This window comes from Citrobacter sp. Igbk 17, assembly GCF_028069775.1.
Taxonomy (GTDB): Bacteria; Pseudomonadota; Gammaproteobacteria; order Enterobacterales; family Enterobacteriaceae; genus Citrobacter.
The window spans coordinates 105,314-124,078 of record NZ_JANEWI010000002.1 but is presented as its reverse complement, the minus strand read 5'-3'; the positions used below and the strand labels follow the sequence as shown (position 1 = coordinate 124,078).

The window sequence follows — 18,765 nt, the reverse complement described above, 5'->3', positions numbered from 1 at the left end:
TTTTAATGTTAGCGGTGAAATTTAGGATAAAAACGAGCTCCGTATTCAACACCTATTTTGGGTGGATATTGCAATAGCGTCGTACAGGGAGAACGGCGAACGTTCAGCGCAAATCAGTCAACCAGCGCAGCGACCAGGTACAGTCACAGTGGTATCCCACCCGCTGAGAACGGAAAAAGGGTTCATAATGACCTCTTTTTGTAATGTTTCATTAACATTTGGGCTACATGTCACAGAATCAACGATGGGACTAAAAGTCGCTTTGACACGCTTTGGGTTACCTTCTAGAGTGGAAAAATACAGATTTTAGATAAGAGACTATCTGTGAAATTAAGATGGTCTCTTATTGCATTTTTTTAGCTAATGGCGACCTTCTTCCGAATATTATGAAGGGGAAAGCCATGTCCGCATGTTCATTCTCAAATCCGATAAAAATCCGCGGTGTAGATGATGTCATTAATTGCATCGATGCCAGGGGAAAAATCAGTGGCAGAGCTGGTGTTATTTGGTGGTTGGCACTAGGCGGTCTTTTTCTTGATGCTTTTTCAAATTCAGCCCTCAGTGCTGGATTAAACCCAATGACCCGCAATTTAAATCTTACTGCGACCGAAGTTGCACTACTCACCTCATTTTCATCGTGGGTTGCCATATTATTTAATCCGATTGGCGGCTGGATTGCCGATCGCTGGGGGCGTGTGCCACCGCTGATTATTGCCAAAATAATGGCGGTGATTGGTGCTTTGTTGGTGATGTCATCTTCCAGTTTTAGCACGATTATCGTAGGTCGCTTCTTTGTTGGTGTCTCTTACGGGATGGACTTTGCTGTGGCAATGGCCATGCTGGCAGAGTTCACGCCTGTGAAACTCAAAAGCCGTCTAAATACCTGGCAGGGTGTCTGGTATGTTGCCGTTTGTTTAAATTTGGTATTAGCGCTGATGTTTTACTCATGGGACGTAGGTGATGCCATCTGGCGTTATTCTATTGCTGTAACGGCGTTATGTGGACTCATCGTTCTATTTTTCCAGTTCCGCTATTTAGTGGAAAGCCCGGTTTGGCTGGCAAGGAAATCCCGATTACCTGAAGCTATCGTTGCCATGAATAAAATATACGGTGACCAATTTATTCTGGCGCCGAAAGCAGAACAGAAACCCGTTATTGGGCAGGCTGAAAAAGGTGCAAAAAATGTGCTGTTAATATTTCGTGGCGTCTATTTACCACGTACGATTCTGGCTTCGACCGTTCAAATCTGTCAGTCGATCCAATATTTCGGTGTGGGCTGGTATTTGCCGGTTATTAGCGCCGCGATGTTTGGTAAAAACTTTGTTTATGCAACCTTATGTTCACTATTTTTTAACGTTTTCGGTATCGTCGGCGGTTTCTTATCTCCCGCGATTGGCCGCCGTCTGGGGTTGCGCCGCTCCTCGGCGATCGGCTTTGCCGTGGCCTTCCTCGTGCTACTCACGCTGGGTCTGTTCAGTGACACTATGCCACTTTGGGCCTCTTTGTTGGTCCCTGCACTGTTTATTCTTTGCCACTCTGGCGGACCTGGTGCAAACGGGAAAAGCCTGTCGTCACTCTCTTTTCGCAGTGAACTGCGGGCGGGTGCGAACGGCGTGGTCGGTGCGCTCGGAGCAATAGGTGCGGCGCTTGGGCTGTTTATTTTCCCGGTCTTCCGTGATTTGTATGGCCTGCAAACAACCTTCCTGATCATGTCTGCCGTGCCGCTGTTTGCGAGCATTATCTGTTTTGTTATTCCGTGGGACCCCACTCGCACCACTATTCAGCCGGATAACGAGCCAGGTGCACCGCAGTTCGAATCACCCCATTCACCTTATCCAGAGTCGATGGCCCCAGAATCAAACAGGAGTACGAAATGAGTGAATACGAAGATGTCATCCTGGCTATCGATGAAGGTACATCGGGGACCCGTGCGGCAGTTGTTGCACAAAATAGCCAGGTTCACTGCCTGGAATACCAGCCGCTTCAGGTCAGTAGTCTGCGTCATGGTGTGGTGGAACAAGATGCTGACGAAGTCTTGCAGGCCACTATTGAGGTTTGTCGCAAAGCGATAGCTAACGCGCAATGCAACAAGATGCGCATTGTGGCGCTGGCGATTGCGACCCAACGCTCAACGGCAGTGCTGTGGGATGCGCAAACGGGCAAGGCATTAACTCCGGCTATGGTCTGGCAGGATGCGCGTTTCACCGATGAACTGGCCCAGCTAGCCCCTGAATGGGATGCAAAACTGCTGCCGCTGATTGGGCGACCGGTTGGGATACGCTCTCCTTATCTTTGGGCGTCGCACCATCTTGCCAATACGCCTGCGGTGGCGAAGGCGTATCAGGCTGGAACACTGGTCTTTGGTACCGTTGATAGCTGGTTGCTTTGGCATTTGGCGCAGGAGAAAAAAAGTGTCACCACACCGACAAATGCCACCTCTGCTGGCGCGTATTGCCTCAAAGAGCATCACTATCATTTGCCATGGCTACAGACCCTGGGCTTCCCGGCGTCATTGTTGCCTGAATTACATGACGATGCCGATGACTTCGGCACCACGCGTGAAGATATTCTGGGGATTAGCGTGCCAATCCTGGCCTGTGCAGGGGATCAGTTTGCAGGGGCGATTGGGCTGGGGTGTACCGAGCGAGGGCAGGCTTTTTGTATGCATGGCACTGGCAGCTTTGTTGATTTAATGATGGGGCCAACGGTACCAACATTGCAAAAGGGCTGTGAAAGTACACTCACCATGACGGCGCGCCGCCAAAAAGGGCTTTCGCATTTCTCTGTCGAAACCTTTGTCCCCACGACCGGTTCGGCACTCAACTGGGTGTGCGAAAAACTGCATTGGTTTGACTCACCTGAACACATCAGCGAGCTGGCCGCGCAGGCCAGCGACGCGGGTGGCGTAAGTTTTATTCCGGCGCTAACGGGGCTACGCGTACCCCATCTCCAGCCTCATGCCCGTGCGTCCCTGAACGGTATCTCAATCTCGACCACGCGCTCGCAGGTGGCCTACGCGATTCTGGAAGGGATTGCGCATTCGGTCGCGGCCTGTATTCGCGCAAATGAAGCGGCAACTGGGATCCCCACAAAAGAGTTGGTGGTCGGGGGAGGGTTATCAAATAGCGATACGTTATTGCAAATCCAGGCCGATCTTAGCGGTATTCCCGTGCGGCGAATGGCCGAAACGGCGCGGGCAAGCTTACGTGGCGTTGCGTTTTTGGCCGGTGCCGATGGGCTGCTGTGGGACTCGCTGTCGGATGCCTGCGCCATGCTAAAAACCGCGCGGCTATTTGAGCCAAAAATCAGTCATGACCTCCGCGAACAAAAAATTAACCGCTGGGCGATGCGTATTGCACTCGAAATGGAAGCCGCCGACAGCCTCACCTCAGCTAATCAGGAGCACACTTACTCATGAAGTTTTTCCCTTCGCGAAAGCCCAACAAAACCTGTAGTGAGATGTACGGTGCAGAGCCATTACGTCTCCAGCGTGCTGAACAACTGGATCGACTGGAAAGCGACACCTACGACATTCTGATTGTCGGTGGTGGCGTAACCGGAGCCTACGCGGCGTTGGATGCCAGCCTGCGTGGCTACCGGGTGGCGCTGATTGAGAAAAGTGACTTTGCCTCAGGCACTTCATCAAAGTCATCGAAAATGGTACACGGCGGTCTGCGCTATATCGAACAAGGAAATCTGGGACTGGTTCGCCACTCTTTACTCGAACGCCAGCGTATGCGGAGGAATGCCCGTCATCTGGTGCAACGGTTACCCTTTTTATTCCCGGTGCTCGATAAAAATGGCGTATTCGACAAGCGGATGTCCGCTGCATTTGAAAGCCTGCTCTGGACCTACGACCTTGCGGGAGGATGGCGGGAAGGCATCCTTCACCAAAAATTGACCCCTGCGGAAGTGCTGTCGCATTGCCCGACGCTCAAAGAAGAACAGCTATCCGGTGGTTTTATGTATTTCGATGCCCGCGTCGACGATGCCCGACTGACGTTGGCATTGGTGCGCACGGCGGCGTTTCATGGCGCGGTGGTGACCAACCACGCGGAAGTCATCGAAACCACGCGTGACCGGCACGGCAAAGTGAATGGGGCCATCGTTTATGCCGATGGCAGAGAAATTCAGGTCAACGCGCGGGTTGTCATCATGGCGACGGGCGTCTGGCTGCGTGACTGGAATGGACTGAAAAAAGGTGATGCATCGCCGCTGAATATCCGTCCTGCCAAGGGGGTACATGTTGCTATTCCGTGGATGAAGATCCGCAATGATTGCACGGTGACGATCCCGGTTGCCGGGCGCAGTCGCCGTGCGACGATCACCCGTTGGGGCAACGTTTCCTATTTGGGTACCACGGATGAAGATTATCAGGGCGATCTCAATGATGTTCACTGCAATCGCGCTGAACTGGACTTTCTGCTGGAAGGTGCGAATTCGGCATTGAAAACCGATCTCCGCCCGGAAGACGTGGTGGGAAGTATCGCCGGTTGCCGCCCTCTTGTGGGGACGGCGGGAGGCAAGACCGTTGAGATGAAACGTAATCATGAAATCACGGTTGCGGCAGATGGTCTGATTACGATTGTCGGCGGCAAACTGACGACATCACGTCATATGGCAGAAGAGACCATCGATGCCGCCAGCAAAATACTCGGCCGTAAAAAGGCCTGCTCAACCAAAACCGCCTGGTTGCTGGGGGCGGCGGGCTATGACCCGCAGGCGATTCTGGCATCGGGCGGTTTGTCTGCGCACCTGGGGGAGCGCTACGGGACTGAAGCGCATTTTGTCAGTGACCTTATCCAGTCCAATCCCTTACTGGCAAAGCCAATTGTGGAAGGTCTCCCCTATACCGAAGCGGAGGTGGTGTATGCCGTGCGCCATGAACTCGCCAGTACCATTGATGATGTGTTATCGCGCCGAATTCGTGCCCGCCTGATGGCTCGTGATGCGTCAGCGAATGCTGCGGAACGCGTGGGGGAAATTCTGCAACAAGAGCTCAAGCTTCAGCCTGAACAGGTGGCCCGGCAGGTAGCCAGCTATCGGGCGGCAATTAAACATGAAAAATCAACTCTTATGGGGACATCCGAATGATCAGTAAAGAAGCGATTAAACGCGGTTACAACCGTGGAAATTATACGGTAGGTGCACACACACGCCCGGCATGGGCGACGGATATCAAAAGCAGTGGTGGCGCGAAAGGGATGCAGATTGATCCGGTAGTGATGAGCGAGGCAACGTTTGATCGACTGCGGGTCATTGCAGATGAGGTGCTGACGTCGGAGTCTGATGTTATTACCTGGACCCGCGACTGGTGGGCCGGATCGATGATTGCGGAAACCCAGGGCGCGCCCGCCACCTCAAAAGGCGTGATTGTACGCGTTTCTACCGTAGAACAGATTCAGGACGTAATGCGCCTCGCCAGTGAATCCGCTATTCCGGTCACAGTTTCTGCCGGGCGCAGTAACGTCACTGGTGCCGCATTGCCGTTGCGGGGGGGCATCGTACTGGATGTTTGCGAACTCAACAAACTTATCGACTTCGATCCACAAAGCCAGATTGTTGACGTTGAAGCCGGCATGTTCGGCGATATTTTTGAACAAACTATCCAAAAAGAGTACGGCATGACGATGGGCCACTGGCCGTCATCGTTTGGTATCAGTACCGTGGGCGGTTGGGTGGCCTGTCGTGGCGCGGGACAGCTGTCGACCCGCTACGGCAAAATTGAAGATATGGTTTATGGGATGGATGTCGTCCTTGCCGATGGCCGCTTAATCACCGTGGGTGGCTATGCGCGTAGCGCAACGGGGCCTGATTTACAGCAGATTTTTATTGGTTCTGAAGGCACATTGGGTGTGATTGTCCGTGTGCGTCTGAAACTGCATCGATTACCTGACTATGGCCGTGCCATCGCCTGGGGATTCTCCAGCTTCGCCAGTGGACTGGAGGCATGCCGTGAAATTTTACAGCATGGCGCGAACCCCGCAGCGTTGCGCCTGTACGATAACCTGGAAAGTGGCGTGCAGTTTGGTCTGCCAGAGACCAATGTCCTGTTGATTGCGGATGAGGGGGAGCCTGAGATTGTCGATGCGGTGCTGGCTATCAGCGAACGTGTGTGCCAACGCAGCGGACAACAACTCGACGGCGAGGCTATTTTTGAACGCTGGCTGGACACCCGATATCTGACCGGAAAAAGTGCTGAAGGCTTTAAAAAGAGCCCAGGTCTGGTGGCGGATACGCTGGAAATGGTGGGTCGTTGGCGCGATCTGAGCGACGTGTATGATGATGTGGTGGCTGCGATTAACGCCGTACCCGGCACGCTGGCCGGTTCGGCGCATCAGTCTCACGCCTACATTGACGGCGCATGCCTCTATTTCTCATTGCGCGGTGATGTGGCGATTGAGCAACGTGCGGCCTGGTACCGTGCAGCTTGGGATGCAGCGAATGCGGTGCTAATTAAGCACAACACCTCCCTTAGCCACCATCATGGTGTTGGTCTCCTGCGTTCGCCTTATATGCAGGCTTCTTTAGGCGAATCGCTTTCCGTTCTGGCGGATATCAAATACGCGCTGGATCCGAAAAACATCCTTAACCCTGGCAAACTGGGGTTAAGCGTCGATCTTCCTTCACATCAGGCAGGTCAATAATGATCAAAAATCTTGGCGTGCTCCTGGCACGCCAGCCCGTCATCATGGCGATTTACGGTATTGAGCAATTGAAAACCGCGCTGTCCAGCAAGGCGGAAGTCTGCATTATTGCCAATATTGACCTGATTAAGCTCCATCCGGTGATAGAACTGCTGTCGAAGGCGGGGAAGTACGTCATCGTGAATATCGACAGCTGCAATGGGCTGTCCCAGGATAAGGGCGGCATTGATTATGTGGCCGAAACGGGAGCGATGGGGTTGCTTTCGACGCGTTTACAAACCGTGCAGCGTGCGAAAAAGTGTGGACTGGTGACGATGCAGAAAATCTTTGTCACCGACCGTTCCACCTGGTTACGTAGCCTGAAAGCCGTAGAACAAAGCGAACCCGATTACGTGCAACTGATGCCCGCGCAGATGTTGCCGCTACTCTCACAGGCTGACCGTAATGTGTTGCCGCCGATAGTGGCATCAGGCTTCGTCTGTAACGAGGAACATGCTCAAACGGCGCTGTTACACGGCGCGATAGCTGTTTCGAGCAGTGATAGCGCGTTATGGGATATAGACCTTCACCGTTAGAACACCGGGAGCCCGACTATGGAAAATTCACAACTTTTTGTTATTGCACATTACTATTCTCGTCAGGGAATGGGCGGCAAAGTCAATGATGCGCTCAGACTGCTTGCGGATGCCTCGCGTCAGGAGCCTGAAAACATCACCTATGAGTTTTTCCGTTCCACGGAAGACGGCGATCGCTTTGTGATTATTGAGACTTATCGTTGCGCACAAGGTCTCGAAATTCACCGACAAACGGAGCATTTTCAACGTATTGGCGTTGGGATTATCAACCCGTTGCTTGAGCGTAAAGAGGTGAAAAGCTTTCTCACTCATGCCGATGCACCGCGTAGTTAAAAGCTGGTCATTTTTACTACCAGGAGTACATCAATGAACACTGTCATGAAGGATTTTACGTTTTCAACTGTACCGGAAATTATCGTCGAGTGGGCGGGAGCATCACGAGCAGGGGAGATTATTCAGCCGCGATTTAGCGCGCGTCGCGTGTTGGTGGTGACCGACCCCGGACTGGTCAAAGCCGGGATTCTGCCGCCTGTTTTGCATAGCCTGCAAGCGGCAGGGTTTCAGGTGACGGTCTATGATCGGGTCCAACCCGATCCGCAGGAACGTCTTGTCCGGGAAGCTTTACAGGTTGCTCGTGATGACCATTGCGACATGGTCATTGGTCTGGGCGGCGGCTCCTCGCTGGATGTCGCGAAGCTGGTGGCCGTGTTAATCCACTCAGAGCAAGATCTGCAGGCGCTTTACGGTATTGGCAAAGTGTCCGGGCAGCGTCTGCCGTTGATTAACATCCCTACCACGGCAGGGACGGGATCAGAAGTCACTAATATTTCGATTTTGACGACCAATGATGACAGCAAAATGGGGATTGTCGCACCACAGCTATATGGCGACCTGGTGCTGCTGGATGCGCAATTGACGCTTGGACTTCCTCCGGTTCATACGGCGGCGGCTGGCATCGACGCGATGGTTCATGCCATTGAGGCTTATACCGGTAAACATAAGAAGAACCCGATTTCGGATGCGCTGGCACGGGAAGCATTACGCTTAATTAGCCGTCATCTGGTGACGGCCTGCCGTGATGGCCACAATCGGGAAGCCAGAGAGAGTGTGTTGTTGGGGGCAATGCTGGCAGGTCAGGCTTTCGCCAACTCTCCCGTGGGGGCGGTGCATGCGTTGGCATATCCATTGGGGGCTCGCCATCATATTCCACATGGTTTGTCGAATGCGCTGATGCTGATTCCGGTGCTGCAGTTTAATGCGCCAGTCGCTGCGCCGTACTATGCCGAGTTGGCTGCTGTCATTGGCGAGGAGGTGTCGGGGGATACGGAGAAAGATGCCGCGGTATTTATTGCTGCGATGGTACGCATTATTGCTGAATCTGGTGCACCGAAAAGGCTGCGCGATGTCGATATCCCTGCTGAAACGCTGGCGATATTGGCTCAGGATGCCATGCAGCAGACTCGTCTTCTGGATAACAATCCCGTTCCGCTCACGGCAGACGATGCGTTGCGGCTATACCAACACGCGTTTTAAACAGAACACTCGCCAGAAGCTTGTCCGGCGAGCGGATTGCCGGACACTGTTTTGGCCGATGACATCGCGAGAACAACCGAATAGACATATCGAATCCAGGTGTTAGTATTCAATAGATAGCAGTTATGAGTATGCGTGTTTCATTTCCGGCCAGGAACGCTGATGATGACAGCATTACTACCCGATTTCACAGCATTTTCGTCATTCACTTCCTTCGCGGTAAGCGTTGCCTTAACACCTGTCCGCTCCTTGGCCATCGTTTTTCATTCCTTCTCATCCCGGATGGAATCTCTCACTGAATAGCGGTTCAGTGGGTTTTGTGACACGCATCGTTTGATAACAGGGATTACGGCGGGTCGAATATGGATAAGTTTAAGCGTCATTTGGTGTGGTGGGGTGCGGGCATCCTGGTGGTGGTGGCCGCGATAGCATGGTGGATGCTACGTCCTGCGGGGATACCTGAAGGGTTTGCAGCCAGCAATGGCAGAATAGAAGCCACTGAAGTGGATATCGCCACCAAAATTGCCGGACGTATTGATACGATCCTCGTGTCGGAAGGGCAGTTTGTCCGCCAGGGCGAGGTGCTGGCGAAAATGGATACCCGCGTGCTGCACGAGCAGCGACTGGAAGCTGTCGCGCAAATCAAAGAAGCGGAAAGTGCGGTGGCGGCGGCACGGGCGCTGCTGGAACAACGGCAAAGTGAAATGCGCGCTGCGCAGTCGGTAGTCAAACAGCGTGAAGCAGAGCTGCAGTCGGTCTCTAAACGCCACGTGCGCTCCCGTTCACTGTCCCAGCGTGGTGCGGTGTCTGAGCAACAACTGGATGACGACCGTGCCGCCGCTGAAAGTGCGCGTGCTGCGCTGGAATCGGCAAAGGCGCAGGTCTCTGCCGCGAAAGCGGCGATTGAAGCCGCCCGCACCAGTATCATCCAGGCGCAAACCCGGGTCGAAGCTGCACAGGCCACCGAACGACGCATTGCGGCAGATATCGATGACAGCGAGCTTAAAGCTCCACGCGATGGTCGCGTGCAGTACCGCGTGGCTGAACCGGGCGAAGTGCTGTCCGCTGGTGGGCGCGTGCTGAATATGGTCGATCTCAGCGATGTCTACATGACGTTCTTCTTACCTACCGAACAGGCTGGCCTGCTGAAGATTGGCGGTGAAGCGCGACTGGTGCTGGATGCCGCGCCGGATCTGCGAATTCCGGCGACCATCAGCTTTGTCGCCAGCGTCGCGCAGTTTACGCCGAAAACGGTTGAAACCAGTGATGAGCGGCTAAAGCTGATGTTCCGCGTGAAAGCGCGTATCCCACCGGAGCTGTTACAACAGCATCTGGAGTACGTGAAAACCGGTCTGCCGGGCATGGCCTGGGTGCGTCTGGATGAAAGCCGCGCCTGGCCTGACTCCCTGGTGGTGAGGTTGCCGCAATGACGCATCTGGCGCTGGTTCCCGTTCCTCCCGTGGCGCACCTTGACGGCGTGAGTCAGCATTACGGGACAACGGTCGCGCTGAACAATATCACGCTGGATATCCCCGCCCGCTGTATGGTGGGCCTGATTGGCCCGGATGGCGTCGGAAAATCGAGCCTGCTGTCGCTTATTTCCGGTGCGCGGGTGATTGAACAGGGTAACGTGATGGTGCTGGGTGGCGACATGCGCGATCCGAAGCATCGTCGTGATGTTTGCCCGCGTATTGCCTGGATGCCGCAAGGACTGGGTAAAAACCTGTACCACACGCTGTCGGTGTATGAGAACGTCGACTTCTTTGCCCGGCTGTTTGGCCATGACAAAGCGGAGCGTGAAGCGCGTATTACCGAACTGCTGAACAGCACCGGGCTGGCGCCGTTTCGCGACCGCCCAGCCGGGAAACTCTCGGGCGGGATGAAACAAAAGCTGGGGCTGTGCTGTGCGTTAATCCACGACCCGGAATTGCTCATTCTTGATGAACCCACCACAGGGGTAGACCCGCTGTCGCGTGCCCAGTTCTGGGATCTGATTAACAGCATTCGCCAGCGTCAGACCAATATGAGCGTGCTGGTTGCCACCGCCTATATGGAAGAAGCCGAGCGCTTTGACTGGCTGGTGGCGATGAACGCGGGTGAGGTATTAGCTACCGGCAGCGCGCAGCAGTTGCGCGAAAAAACGAACAGCGCCACGCTGGAACAGGCGTTTATCGCGCTGTTACCGCAAGCGCAGCGTCAGGCGCACAAGCCGGTCGTGATCCCGCCTTATCACGCCGAGCAGGAAGAGGTCGCCATTGAGGCGAAAGATCTGACCATGCGCTTCGGCAAGTTTGTCGCCGTTGACCACGTTAACTTTCGCATTCCCCGCGGGGAGATCTTCGGCTTTCTCGGCTCCAACGGCTGCGGTAAATCCACTACCATGAAAATGCTCACCGGACTGCTGCCCGCAAGCGAAGGTGAGGCGTGGCTGTTTGGGCAAGCAGTTGACCCGAAAAATATCGATACCCGCCGTCGGGTGGGCTATATGTCGCAGGCCTTTTCGCTCTACAGCGAACTGACCGTGCGGCAAAACCTTGAGCTTCATGCACGGCTGTTCCATATCCCCGAAGCAGAAATCCCTGGGCGGGTGCAGGAGATGAGCGAACGCTTTTCGCTGACCGATGTTGAAGACGTGCTGCCTGGCGCCTTACCGCTGGGGATTCGTCAGCGCCTGTCACTGGCCGTGGCGGTGATTCATCGCCCGGAAATGTTGATTCTCGACGAACCGACCTCCGGGGTCGATCCGGTGGCGAGAGATATGTTCTGGCAACTGATGGTCGATCTGTCGCGGCAGGATAAAGTCACCATTTTTATCTCTACCCACTTTATGAATGAGGCGGAGCGCTGCGACCGTATGTCGCTGATGCACGCCGGAAAAGTGCTCGCCAGCGGTACGCCGCAGGAGCTGGTGAAACAACGCGGCGCAGCCAACCTGGAAGAGGCGTTTATTTCCTGGCTACAGGAAGCCGCAGGCCCGGCACCGGAAGCTCAGTTACCGCCAGCCAATGTTCCGGTCGTGCATGAAAACAGTCAGCCGCCGCGCCAGGGCTTTAGCCTGCGGCGCTTGTTCAGCTACAGCCGGCGTGAAGCGCTGGAGCTGCGGCGGGACCCAGTGCGTTCAACGCTGGCGCTGATGGGGACGGTGATTCTGATGCTGATCATGGGCTACGGCATCAGCATGGACGTGGAAAATCTGCGTTTCTCCGTACTCGACCGTGACCAGACCGTCAGCAGCCAGGCGTGGACGCTGAATCTGGCGGGGTCGCGCTATTTTATTGAGCAGCCGCCGCTTACCAGCTATGACGAGCTGGACAAGCGAATGCGTTCGGGCGAAGTGGCGGTGGCGATAGAAATTCCACCTAACTTTGGCCGCGATATTGCGCGTGGCACGCCGGTGAAGATTGGCGTCTGGGTTGATGGCGCGATGCCGAGTCGGGCCGAAACGGTAAGGGGTTACGTACAGGCCATGCACCAGACCTGGCTGCAGGATGTGATGGCGCGTCAGCCCAATGCTAATGGTCAGAACGGGCTGATGACCATTGAGACGCGTTATCGCTATAACCCGGATGTGAAGAGCCTGCCGGCGATTGTTCCGGCGGTGATCCCGCTGCTGTTGATGATGATCCCTTCCATGCTCAGCGCACTCAGCGTGGTGCGCGAAAAAGAGCTGGGATCGATTATCAATCTGTACGTTACCCCCACGACCCGCAGCGAGTTTTTACTCGGCAAACAGTTGCCGTACATCGTGCTGGGGATGCTTAACTTCCTGCTGCTGTGCGCGTTGTCGGTGTTTGTGTTCGGTGTGCCGCATAAGGGGAGCTTTTTAACCCTGACGCTGGCCGCGCTGCTGTACGTCACCATTGCTACCGGACTGGGGCTGCTCATCTCCACGTTTATGAAAAGCCAGATCGCCGCCATTTTTGGTACCGCGATTATCACGCTGATCCCGGCAACGCAGTTTTCCGGGATGATCGACCCGGTGGCTTCGCTGGAAGGGCCGGGCCGGTGGATTGGTGAAATTTACCCGACCAGTCATTTTCTGACCATCGCGCGTGGAACGTTCTCTAAAGCGTTGGATCTGATGGATCTGTGGCAGCTGTTTATCCCGCTGGCAATCGCCATTCCGGTGGTGATCGGTCTGAGCGTATTACTGCTGAAAAAACAGGAGGGGTGATGCGCCGATTACGCAATATTTATAATCTTGGTATCAAAGAGCTGCGCAGCCTGCTGGGCGACAAAGCGATGCTGACGCTGATTGTCTTCGCCTTCACGGTATCGGTTTACTCTTCTGCGACGGTGCTGCCTGGGTCGCTGCATCTTGCGCCGATTGCTATCGCCGATATGGACCAGTCGCAGCTGTCGAACCGCATTGTGAACAGCTTTTATCGCCCGTGGTTTTTACCGCCGGAGATGATCACTGCCGATGAAATGGATGCCGGGCTGGATGCCGGACGCTATACCTTTGCTGTGAATATACCGCCTGATTTTCAGCGCGATGTGCTGGCAGGACGACAGCCGGATATTCAGGTTAACGTGGACGCCACGCGAATGAGCCAGGCGTTTACTGGTAACAGCTATATCCAGAATATCATCAGTGGCGAAGTGAACAGCTTTGTGGCGCGTTACCGTGATAACACTGAGCCGCCGGTGGCGCTGGAAATGCGCATGCGCTTTAACCCGAATCTGGAACCTGCCCGTTTTGGCGCGGTGATGGCGATCATCAACAACATTACCATGCTGGCGATTGTGCTCACCGGGTCGGCGCTGATCCGCGAACGTGAGCACGGGACGATAGAGCACCTGCTGGTGATGCCGGTGACACCGTTTGAAATCATGATGGCAAAAATCTGGTCGATGGGGCTGGTGGTGTTGATCGTTTCCGGGTTGTCGCTGATGTTGATGGTGAAAGGGGTACTCGGCGTGCCGATTGAAGGCTCGATACCGCTATTTATGCTGGGTGTGGCGCTGAGCCTGTTTGCCACTACCTCGATCGGTATTTTTATGGGGACGCTGGCACGATCGATGCCGCAACTGGGATTGCTGATGATTCTGGTGCTGTTGCCGTTACAGATGCTCTCAGGGGGCTCTACGCCGCGTGAAAGTATGCCGCAGGCCGTGCAGGACATCATGCTAACCATGCCGACCACTCACTTTGTCAGCCTGGCGCAGGCGATTCTTTATCGTGGGGCTGGGTTCAGCATCGTCTGGCCGCAGTTCCTGACGCTACTGGCGATTGGCAGCGCGTTTTTCCTGATAGCGTTGTTACGCTTTCGCAAGACGATTGGCACGATGGCGTAATCATCATTGCCGGGGGCGCTTCGCTTGCCCGGCCTACGTAGGCCGGATAAGGCGCAGCCGCCATCCGGCAACGAAACAGGCAATTACTCTTCTTTCGGCAGGCACTGCAAATGACCATGACGTACGCCGCGCTGGGAAATCACATCATCGGCAAAATGCTGCACATCGCCCATATCGCCTTTCAGCACGGCGATTTCCAGGCAGTCGTCATGGTTGATGTGAACGTGTAGCGTAGCGACCGACAAATCATGGTGATGGTGCTGCGTCGAAACAATGCGGCTGGCCAAATCACGCTTCTCATGTTCATAAACGTACGAGAGTACCGCGAAGCCCTGAGTGCCATGCTCCTGGGTCGTTTCCTGCGCCAGTGCGCCACGCAAAATATCGCGAATCGCTTCAGAACGGTTGTTGTAACCACGGCGCTGGCTCAGGCTATCCAGCGTTTCCAGTAAATCGTCATCGAGAGTAATGGTGACTCGTTGCATCTGCAGTTAACCTTTCATGTCGCGCGTCGGCGCACAGGGAATGCGGGAGTTACAGCCTCTGCACGGCGTCGGCTGTCAGGGTAAATGGCGTTGGCGTGCACACGGCCAGACTCAGGGTGTCGAGCTGGCACTGGCTAACGGAGAGCGAGGTTGTCAGCGTAGTGCTATCGACGCTGACAATTTGCCAGGCGCTGCCGCCACGCTGCTTAACGATGGCTTCTTTGCGCGTCCAGATGCGCCAGAAAGCCGCCAGTTGGTGTTCCGGATGTTCTGCTTCGATTTCGGCATGTTCCCCGAGACTGAACACCGTATTTGCCAGTGTCTTCCAGTTTTCGCGCGGGCGCACGACTTCAATATCGCAGCCCACTTCCCCTTCGTCGCTAAGCAGCAGAGCAATGTCATCACCGCTGTGGCTAAGATTGAACCACAGCGGCGTGTCGGCTGAAAAGGCCGGTTTTCCTTGCTCGCCGTAGACGATATCAGGCAATGGCGAAAGGGCATGGGAAAGCAGCACGCGGCCCGCCAGCCAGCGTGCGCGGCGAGCACCCTGCGGTGCCTGCTCATAGAGCGCATGAGGCAGTACGCCGGTGCTTAAATCAGAAACTTTCCCTAGAACGATCCGGTACATATCACGGCCAACGTTTGATGATGATAGAAGTATTGATGCCGCCAAACGCAAAGTTATTGCTCTGCAAAAACTCGCAATCAATCTTGCGGGCTTCACCCATAATGTAATCCAGCGCGCCACAATTGGCATCTGGTTGACTCAAATTCAGCGTAGGCGCAAACCAGCCTTCACGCATCATTTGCAGACTCATCCAGGCCTCCAGTGCGCCACAAGCGCCAAGGGTATGCCCAAAATAGCTTTTAAGCGAGGATAGCGGCACATTATCACCATAAATTGCGGCAGTCGCCTGACTTTCTGCAATATCGCCACGATCGGTTGCGGTACCGTGCGCTGAAATATAGCCGATATCCTGGGCGCTAATACCGGCCATGCTCAGCGATTTTTCCATGCAAATCTGCATTGTTTCACGCTGTGGCTGGGTGATATGGGCAGCATCGCAGTTAGTGGCAAAGCCGACGATTTCACCGTAAATCGTTGCTCCGCGTGCTTTAGCGTGTTCCAACTCTTCCAGCACCAGCGTACCTGCGCCTTCCCCGATGACCAGGCCATCGCGTTTTTCATCGAATGGGGAGGGGGTGGTTTTCGGTTCGTCATTGCGCTGGCTGGTGGCGAACAGCGTATCAAATACGGCGGCTTCGGAAGGGCACAGTTCTTCTGCACCACCGGCAACCATCACCGTTTGATAGCCGTGACGGATGGCTTCCCATGCGTAACCAATGGCCTGGCTACCGGAGGTGCAGGCGCTGGATGTCGGGATGACTCGCCCACGCAGGCCGAAAAATAATCCGGTGTTAACGGCCGTGGTGTGCGGCATCATTTGCACGTAGGTTGTGCCGGTGATGTTATTGGTGTGCTTCTCGGTCAGCATGGTCGCGAACTCACTCACCGGCCCGGTGCTGCCTGTGGAGGAACCGTATGCTATTCCGGTTTCACCGTTGGTCAGTACCCGATCGCCAATCAGTCCGGCCTGCTCTAACGCCAGTTCTGATGCGCGAGTGGACATCAGCGACACGCGACCCATGGCGCGAATGCGCTTGCGGGTATAGTGTTCCGGCAGCGTGAAGTTGTCGATCGGCGCACCCAACAGCGTGTGCAGTCCGTCATAAACCTGCCACTCCGGCATTTTGCGTACCGCATTTTCATACGCCAATAGCCTGGCGGAGACATCCTGCCAGTTTTCCCCAAAGGCGGTGACGCCGCCCATGCCTGTAATCACGACACGACGTGTCATAACATCCCTCCATTGATGGAAATCACCTGGCGAGTGACATAGCCCGCCACATCCGACATTAAATAGCTGGCAAGCCCGGCCACTTCTTCAGCCTGACCTATCCGTTTCATGGGGATCATCGACATCGCCTCTTTCAATGCGGCTTCTTCCATCTCGATCATCCCGGTATCAATCAGTCCTGGTGCAATGCAGTTTACGGTAATTTTGCGTTTTGCCAGTTCGATGGCCAGCGCTTTGGTGGCGCCAATAATACCGGCTTTTGCTGCACTGTAATTAACCTGACCGCGGTTGCCCATCACGCCGGATACCGAAGACAGTGTGATGATACGACCACCCTGGCGTGCGCTAATCATTGGCATCATGCACGGATGAATGACGTTGTAAAAGCTGTCGAGGTTGGTGTGGATCACCGCATCCCAGTCGTTATCACTGAGTGCAGGGAAGGCGGCATCACGCGTCACCCCGGCGTTGCTGACAATACCGTACCATGCGCCGTTAACCTCAATATCGTGCTCCAGTACTTCACGGCACTGCTCGCGATTGGCAACGTCAAACGTCAACAGACGCCCTGTGCCGCCCGCGGCGTGGATAGCCTCCAGCGTGTCTTGTGCACCTTGCGCATCGCGATGATAGTGCACGCCGACCACAAAGCCGTCTGCCGCCAGTTGTCTGGCGATGGCGCGACCGATACCTTTGCTGGCACCCGTAACTAAAACTGAACGACTCATGTGGACGCTCCTTGTTGAAATAGCGTGTTAATTTCTTCTGCTGTCGGCTGGAAGGTGTTGACGCGACCGGTTGCCAGCGTCTTGTTGTCTGCCTGAATGGCGCATTCAAAGCTACCGAATCGTGCATCCTGCATCAGCAATTTGACATGGATGCTCAGCCTCTTCCCGGCAGGTAGAACACCCGCAGCACAGACTAACTCGCGTGCGCCCAGCACCATACCTAACGCAATACTCGCCTGACCGTGTTGCTGGCGGTGCCAGCCAGACCAGACGCCAATGGTCTGCGCCATTAATTCCAGTGCGAACCAGCCGGGCAAATTGCCATCAGGGTCGAGGAAAGGGGCCAGTACGCTGTTTGCTGATACCGTCACGTGGCAGGTGGCGGTTTCGTCCGCCACACTGACGACCTCTTCAAGGAGCAACATCGGTGCATCATGCGGTAAATAATCGCCCGGTGATAAATAGTGGCTCATGAGATTCTCCCGAGCAGGATGCTGGCATTATTACCGCCGAAGGCGAACGAGTTAGATAAGATTACTGGACGAGTCAGCGGCTGCGGCTGTTCAATGATGCCGCAGGGGGGCAATGTTTCATCGCGCGGTGACTGGCTAAAATCCTGCGGTGGCAGTGGCAGGTTGCGTTGCAGAATCAGCATACTGATCGCGGCTTCGGTGATCCCCGCAGCGCCCAGCGTGTGGCCGGTCAGGTGTTTGGTCGAGCTGCATGGGACCGTGTCGCCAAATAGTGTGCTCACGACGTTGGATTCAATTTGATCATTTAGCGGAGTGGCCGTTCCGTGCAGATTGATATAGCCCACGTGTTCCGGTGTCATTCCTGCGTCGTTAAGTGCCTGGCCTATGGCGCGAATGGCACCTTCTCCCTGCGGGTGGGGAGCCGAAATATGGTACGCATCGCTGGATTCGCCGACGCCCAGGAGTGCAATGGGCTGTGGCTCGCGGGTTAATACCATCAATGCGGCACCTTCGCCGATGGTGATCCCGTTGCGGTCGCGGCCAAACGGCTGGCATCGTGTTGGGGAGAGCGATTCCAGACTGTGGAATCCGTTGATTGGCATTCGGCTTAGCGTATCGGCACCGCCGACAATGGCAATATCCACCAGACCAGATTCGATTAAGCGACGCCCGCTCATGATAGCCCGTGCACTGGACGAGCAGGCGGTTGAGAGCGTAAAGGCCGGGCCATCCAGCGCCAGCCAGTGGCTAAGAAAACGCGACGGATCGCCCAGTTCCTGCTGCGGGTAGCGCCAGTCGGTGCTCTCTTTGTCGTTGAGTATTAGATCAACGTGAACGTCACCTTCATCCAGACCGGAGGTGCTGGTACCGAGAACGACAGCAATACGATCGCGGCCAAACCGGGTGATAGCGTCGTCCACCTGCGGCTGGATTTGTGCCAGTGCGGCCAGCAGTAGCTGGTTATTGCGCGAACGATGTGCGCTAAATTGCTGAGGGATCGCGGGCAGCTCACCGTCTACGCCTGCTAATACGGCGGGTGGGTGTCCTTGCAGCCAGTTCGCGCGTGGGCGCATTCCCGGCGCGATGCCACGTGTGAGGTTGGCTGCGATTTCATCGGTGTTATTGCCCAACGCGTTAATCATGCCAACGGCAGAAATGTAGATCATC

General features: G+C 55.2%; 16 protein-coding genes. 10 read left to right on the top strand and 6 right to left on the bottom strand.

Translation table 11 applies throughout. The annotated features are described in order from the left end of the window. The first annotated feature begins 386 nt into the window (after positions 1-386). From NNO08_RS01745 to NNO08_RS01700, 10 genes are all read left to right on the top strand, one after another. Positions 387-1,877 carry an MFS transporter gene (locus tag NNO08_RS01745; RefSeq protein ID WP_333908947.1) on the top strand — a complete coding sequence of 497 codons (1,491 nt, stop codon included), beginning with the start codon at positions 387-389 and terminating at the stop codon, positions 1,875-1,877. Further along, on the top strand, positions 1,874-3,418 hold the full coding sequence (locus NNO08_RS01740; protein ID WP_271448704.1) for an FGGY family carbohydrate kinase: 1,545 nt from the start codon (positions 1,874-1,876) through the stop codon (positions 3,416-3,418). The genes NNO08_RS01745 and NNO08_RS01740 overlap by 4 nt, the downstream gene beginning before the upstream one ends. Next, on the top strand, positions 3,415-5,094 hold the full coding sequence (locus NNO08_RS01735; protein WP_271456052.1) for a glycerol-3-phosphate dehydrogenase/oxidase: 1,680 nt from the start codon (positions 3,415-3,417) through the stop codon (positions 5,092-5,094). Before NNO08_RS01740 ends, NNO08_RS01735 begins: the two co-directional genes overlap by 4 nt. Then, positions 5,091-6,647, top strand: a complete 1,557-nt coding sequence (locus NNO08_RS01730) for an FAD-binding oxidoreductase (protein ID WP_271456051.1) — start codon at positions 5,091-5,093, stop codon at positions 6,645-6,647. The genes NNO08_RS01735 and NNO08_RS01730 overlap by 4 nt, the downstream gene beginning before the upstream one ends. Further along, positions 6,647-7,222 carry a glycerol-3-phosphate responsive antiterminator gene (locus NNO08_RS01725; RefSeq protein ID WP_271448701.1) on the top strand — a complete coding sequence of 192 codons (576 nt, stop codon included), beginning with the start codon at positions 6,647-6,649 and terminating at the stop codon, positions 7,220-7,222. Before NNO08_RS01730 ends, NNO08_RS01725 begins: the two co-directional genes overlap by 1 nt. 18 nt (positions 7,223-7,240) lie before the next feature. After that, a complete protein-coding gene (locus tag NNO08_RS01720) occupies positions 7,241-7,555 on the top strand; it encodes a putative quinol monooxygenase (protein ID WP_271456050.1) in 315 nt (104 codons plus the stop codon). Positions 7,556-7,588: 33 nt separating this feature from the next. Then, complete coding sequence (locus tag NNO08_RS01715; protein ID WP_271456049.1) at positions 7,589-8,755, top strand: iron-containing alcohol dehydrogenase; 1,167 nt, start codon at positions 7,589-7,591, stop codon at positions 8,753-8,755. Between the two features lie 362 nt (positions 8,756-9,117). Next, positions 9,118-10,185 (top strand): HlyD family secretion protein, encoded by a 1,068-nt coding sequence (locus NNO08_RS01710; RefSeq protein ID WP_202037506.1) that lies wholly within the window; start codon positions 9,118-9,120, stop codon positions 10,183-10,185. Continuing rightward, positions 10,182-12,929 carry a ribosome-associated ATPase/putative transporter RbbA gene (rbbA, locus tag NNO08_RS01705; RefSeq protein WP_271456048.1) on the top strand — a complete coding sequence of 916 codons (2,748 nt, stop codon included), beginning with the start codon at positions 10,182-10,184 and terminating at the stop codon, positions 12,927-12,929. Before NNO08_RS01710 ends, rbbA begins: the two co-directional genes overlap by 4 nt. Continuing rightward, positions 12,929-14,053: an ABC transporter permease gene (locus NNO08_RS01700; protein WP_271441298.1), complete on the top strand. Its 1,125-nt coding sequence runs from the start codon at positions 12,929-12,931 to the stop codon at positions 14,051-14,053. The genes rbbA and NNO08_RS01700 overlap by 1 nt, the downstream gene beginning before the upstream one ends. A gap of 83 nt (positions 14,054-14,136) precedes the next feature. Here NNO08_RS01700 and nikR read toward each other — a convergent pair whose 3' ends face one another. The 6 genes from nikR to NNO08_RS01670 are packed head-to-tail and all read right to left on the bottom strand — an operon-like array spanning position 14,137 to position 18,764. After that, positions 14,137-14,538, bottom strand: a complete 402-nt coding sequence (nikR, locus tag NNO08_RS01695; RefSeq protein WP_005121550.1) for a nickel-responsive transcriptional regulator NikR — start codon at positions 14,536-14,538, stop codon at positions 14,137-14,139. A gap of 49 nt (positions 14,539-14,587) precedes the next feature. After that, positions 14,588-15,166 carry a 4'-phosphopantetheinyl transferase AcpT gene (gene acpT, locus NNO08_RS01690; RefSeq protein ID WP_271441299.1) on the bottom strand — a complete coding sequence of 193 codons (579 nt, stop codon included), beginning with the start codon at positions 15,164-15,166 and terminating at the stop codon, positions 14,588-14,590. A 1-nt stretch (position 15,167) separates the two neighbouring features. Continuing rightward, positions 15,168-16,397, bottom strand: coding sequence for a beta-ketoacyl-ACP synthase (locus NNO08_RS01685; RefSeq protein ID WP_271441300.1), 1,230 nt, complete (start codon positions 16,395-16,397; stop codon positions 15,168-15,170). Continuing rightward, a complete protein-coding gene (locus tag NNO08_RS01680) occupies positions 16,394-17,125 on the bottom strand; it encodes a 3-ketoacyl-ACP reductase FabG2 (protein ID WP_271456047.1) in 732 nt (243 codons plus the stop codon). Before NNO08_RS01680 ends, NNO08_RS01685 begins: the two co-directional genes overlap by 4 nt. After that, positions 17,122-17,598 (bottom strand): ApeP family dehydratase, encoded by a 477-nt coding sequence (locus NNO08_RS01675; RefSeq protein ID WP_271456046.1) that lies wholly within the window; start codon positions 17,596-17,598, stop codon positions 17,122-17,124. The genes NNO08_RS01680 and NNO08_RS01675 overlap by 4 nt, the downstream gene beginning before the upstream one ends. Further along, the gene (locus tag NNO08_RS01670) at positions 17,595-18,764 is read right to left on the bottom strand and encodes a beta-ketoacyl-[acyl-carrier-protein] synthase family protein (protein WP_271448697.1); all 1,170 of its coding nucleotides are present in this window, start codon (positions 18,762-18,764) and stop codon (positions 17,595-17,597) included. The genes NNO08_RS01675 and NNO08_RS01670 overlap by 4 nt, the downstream gene beginning before the upstream one ends. Position 18,765 lies beyond the last annotated feature (1 nt).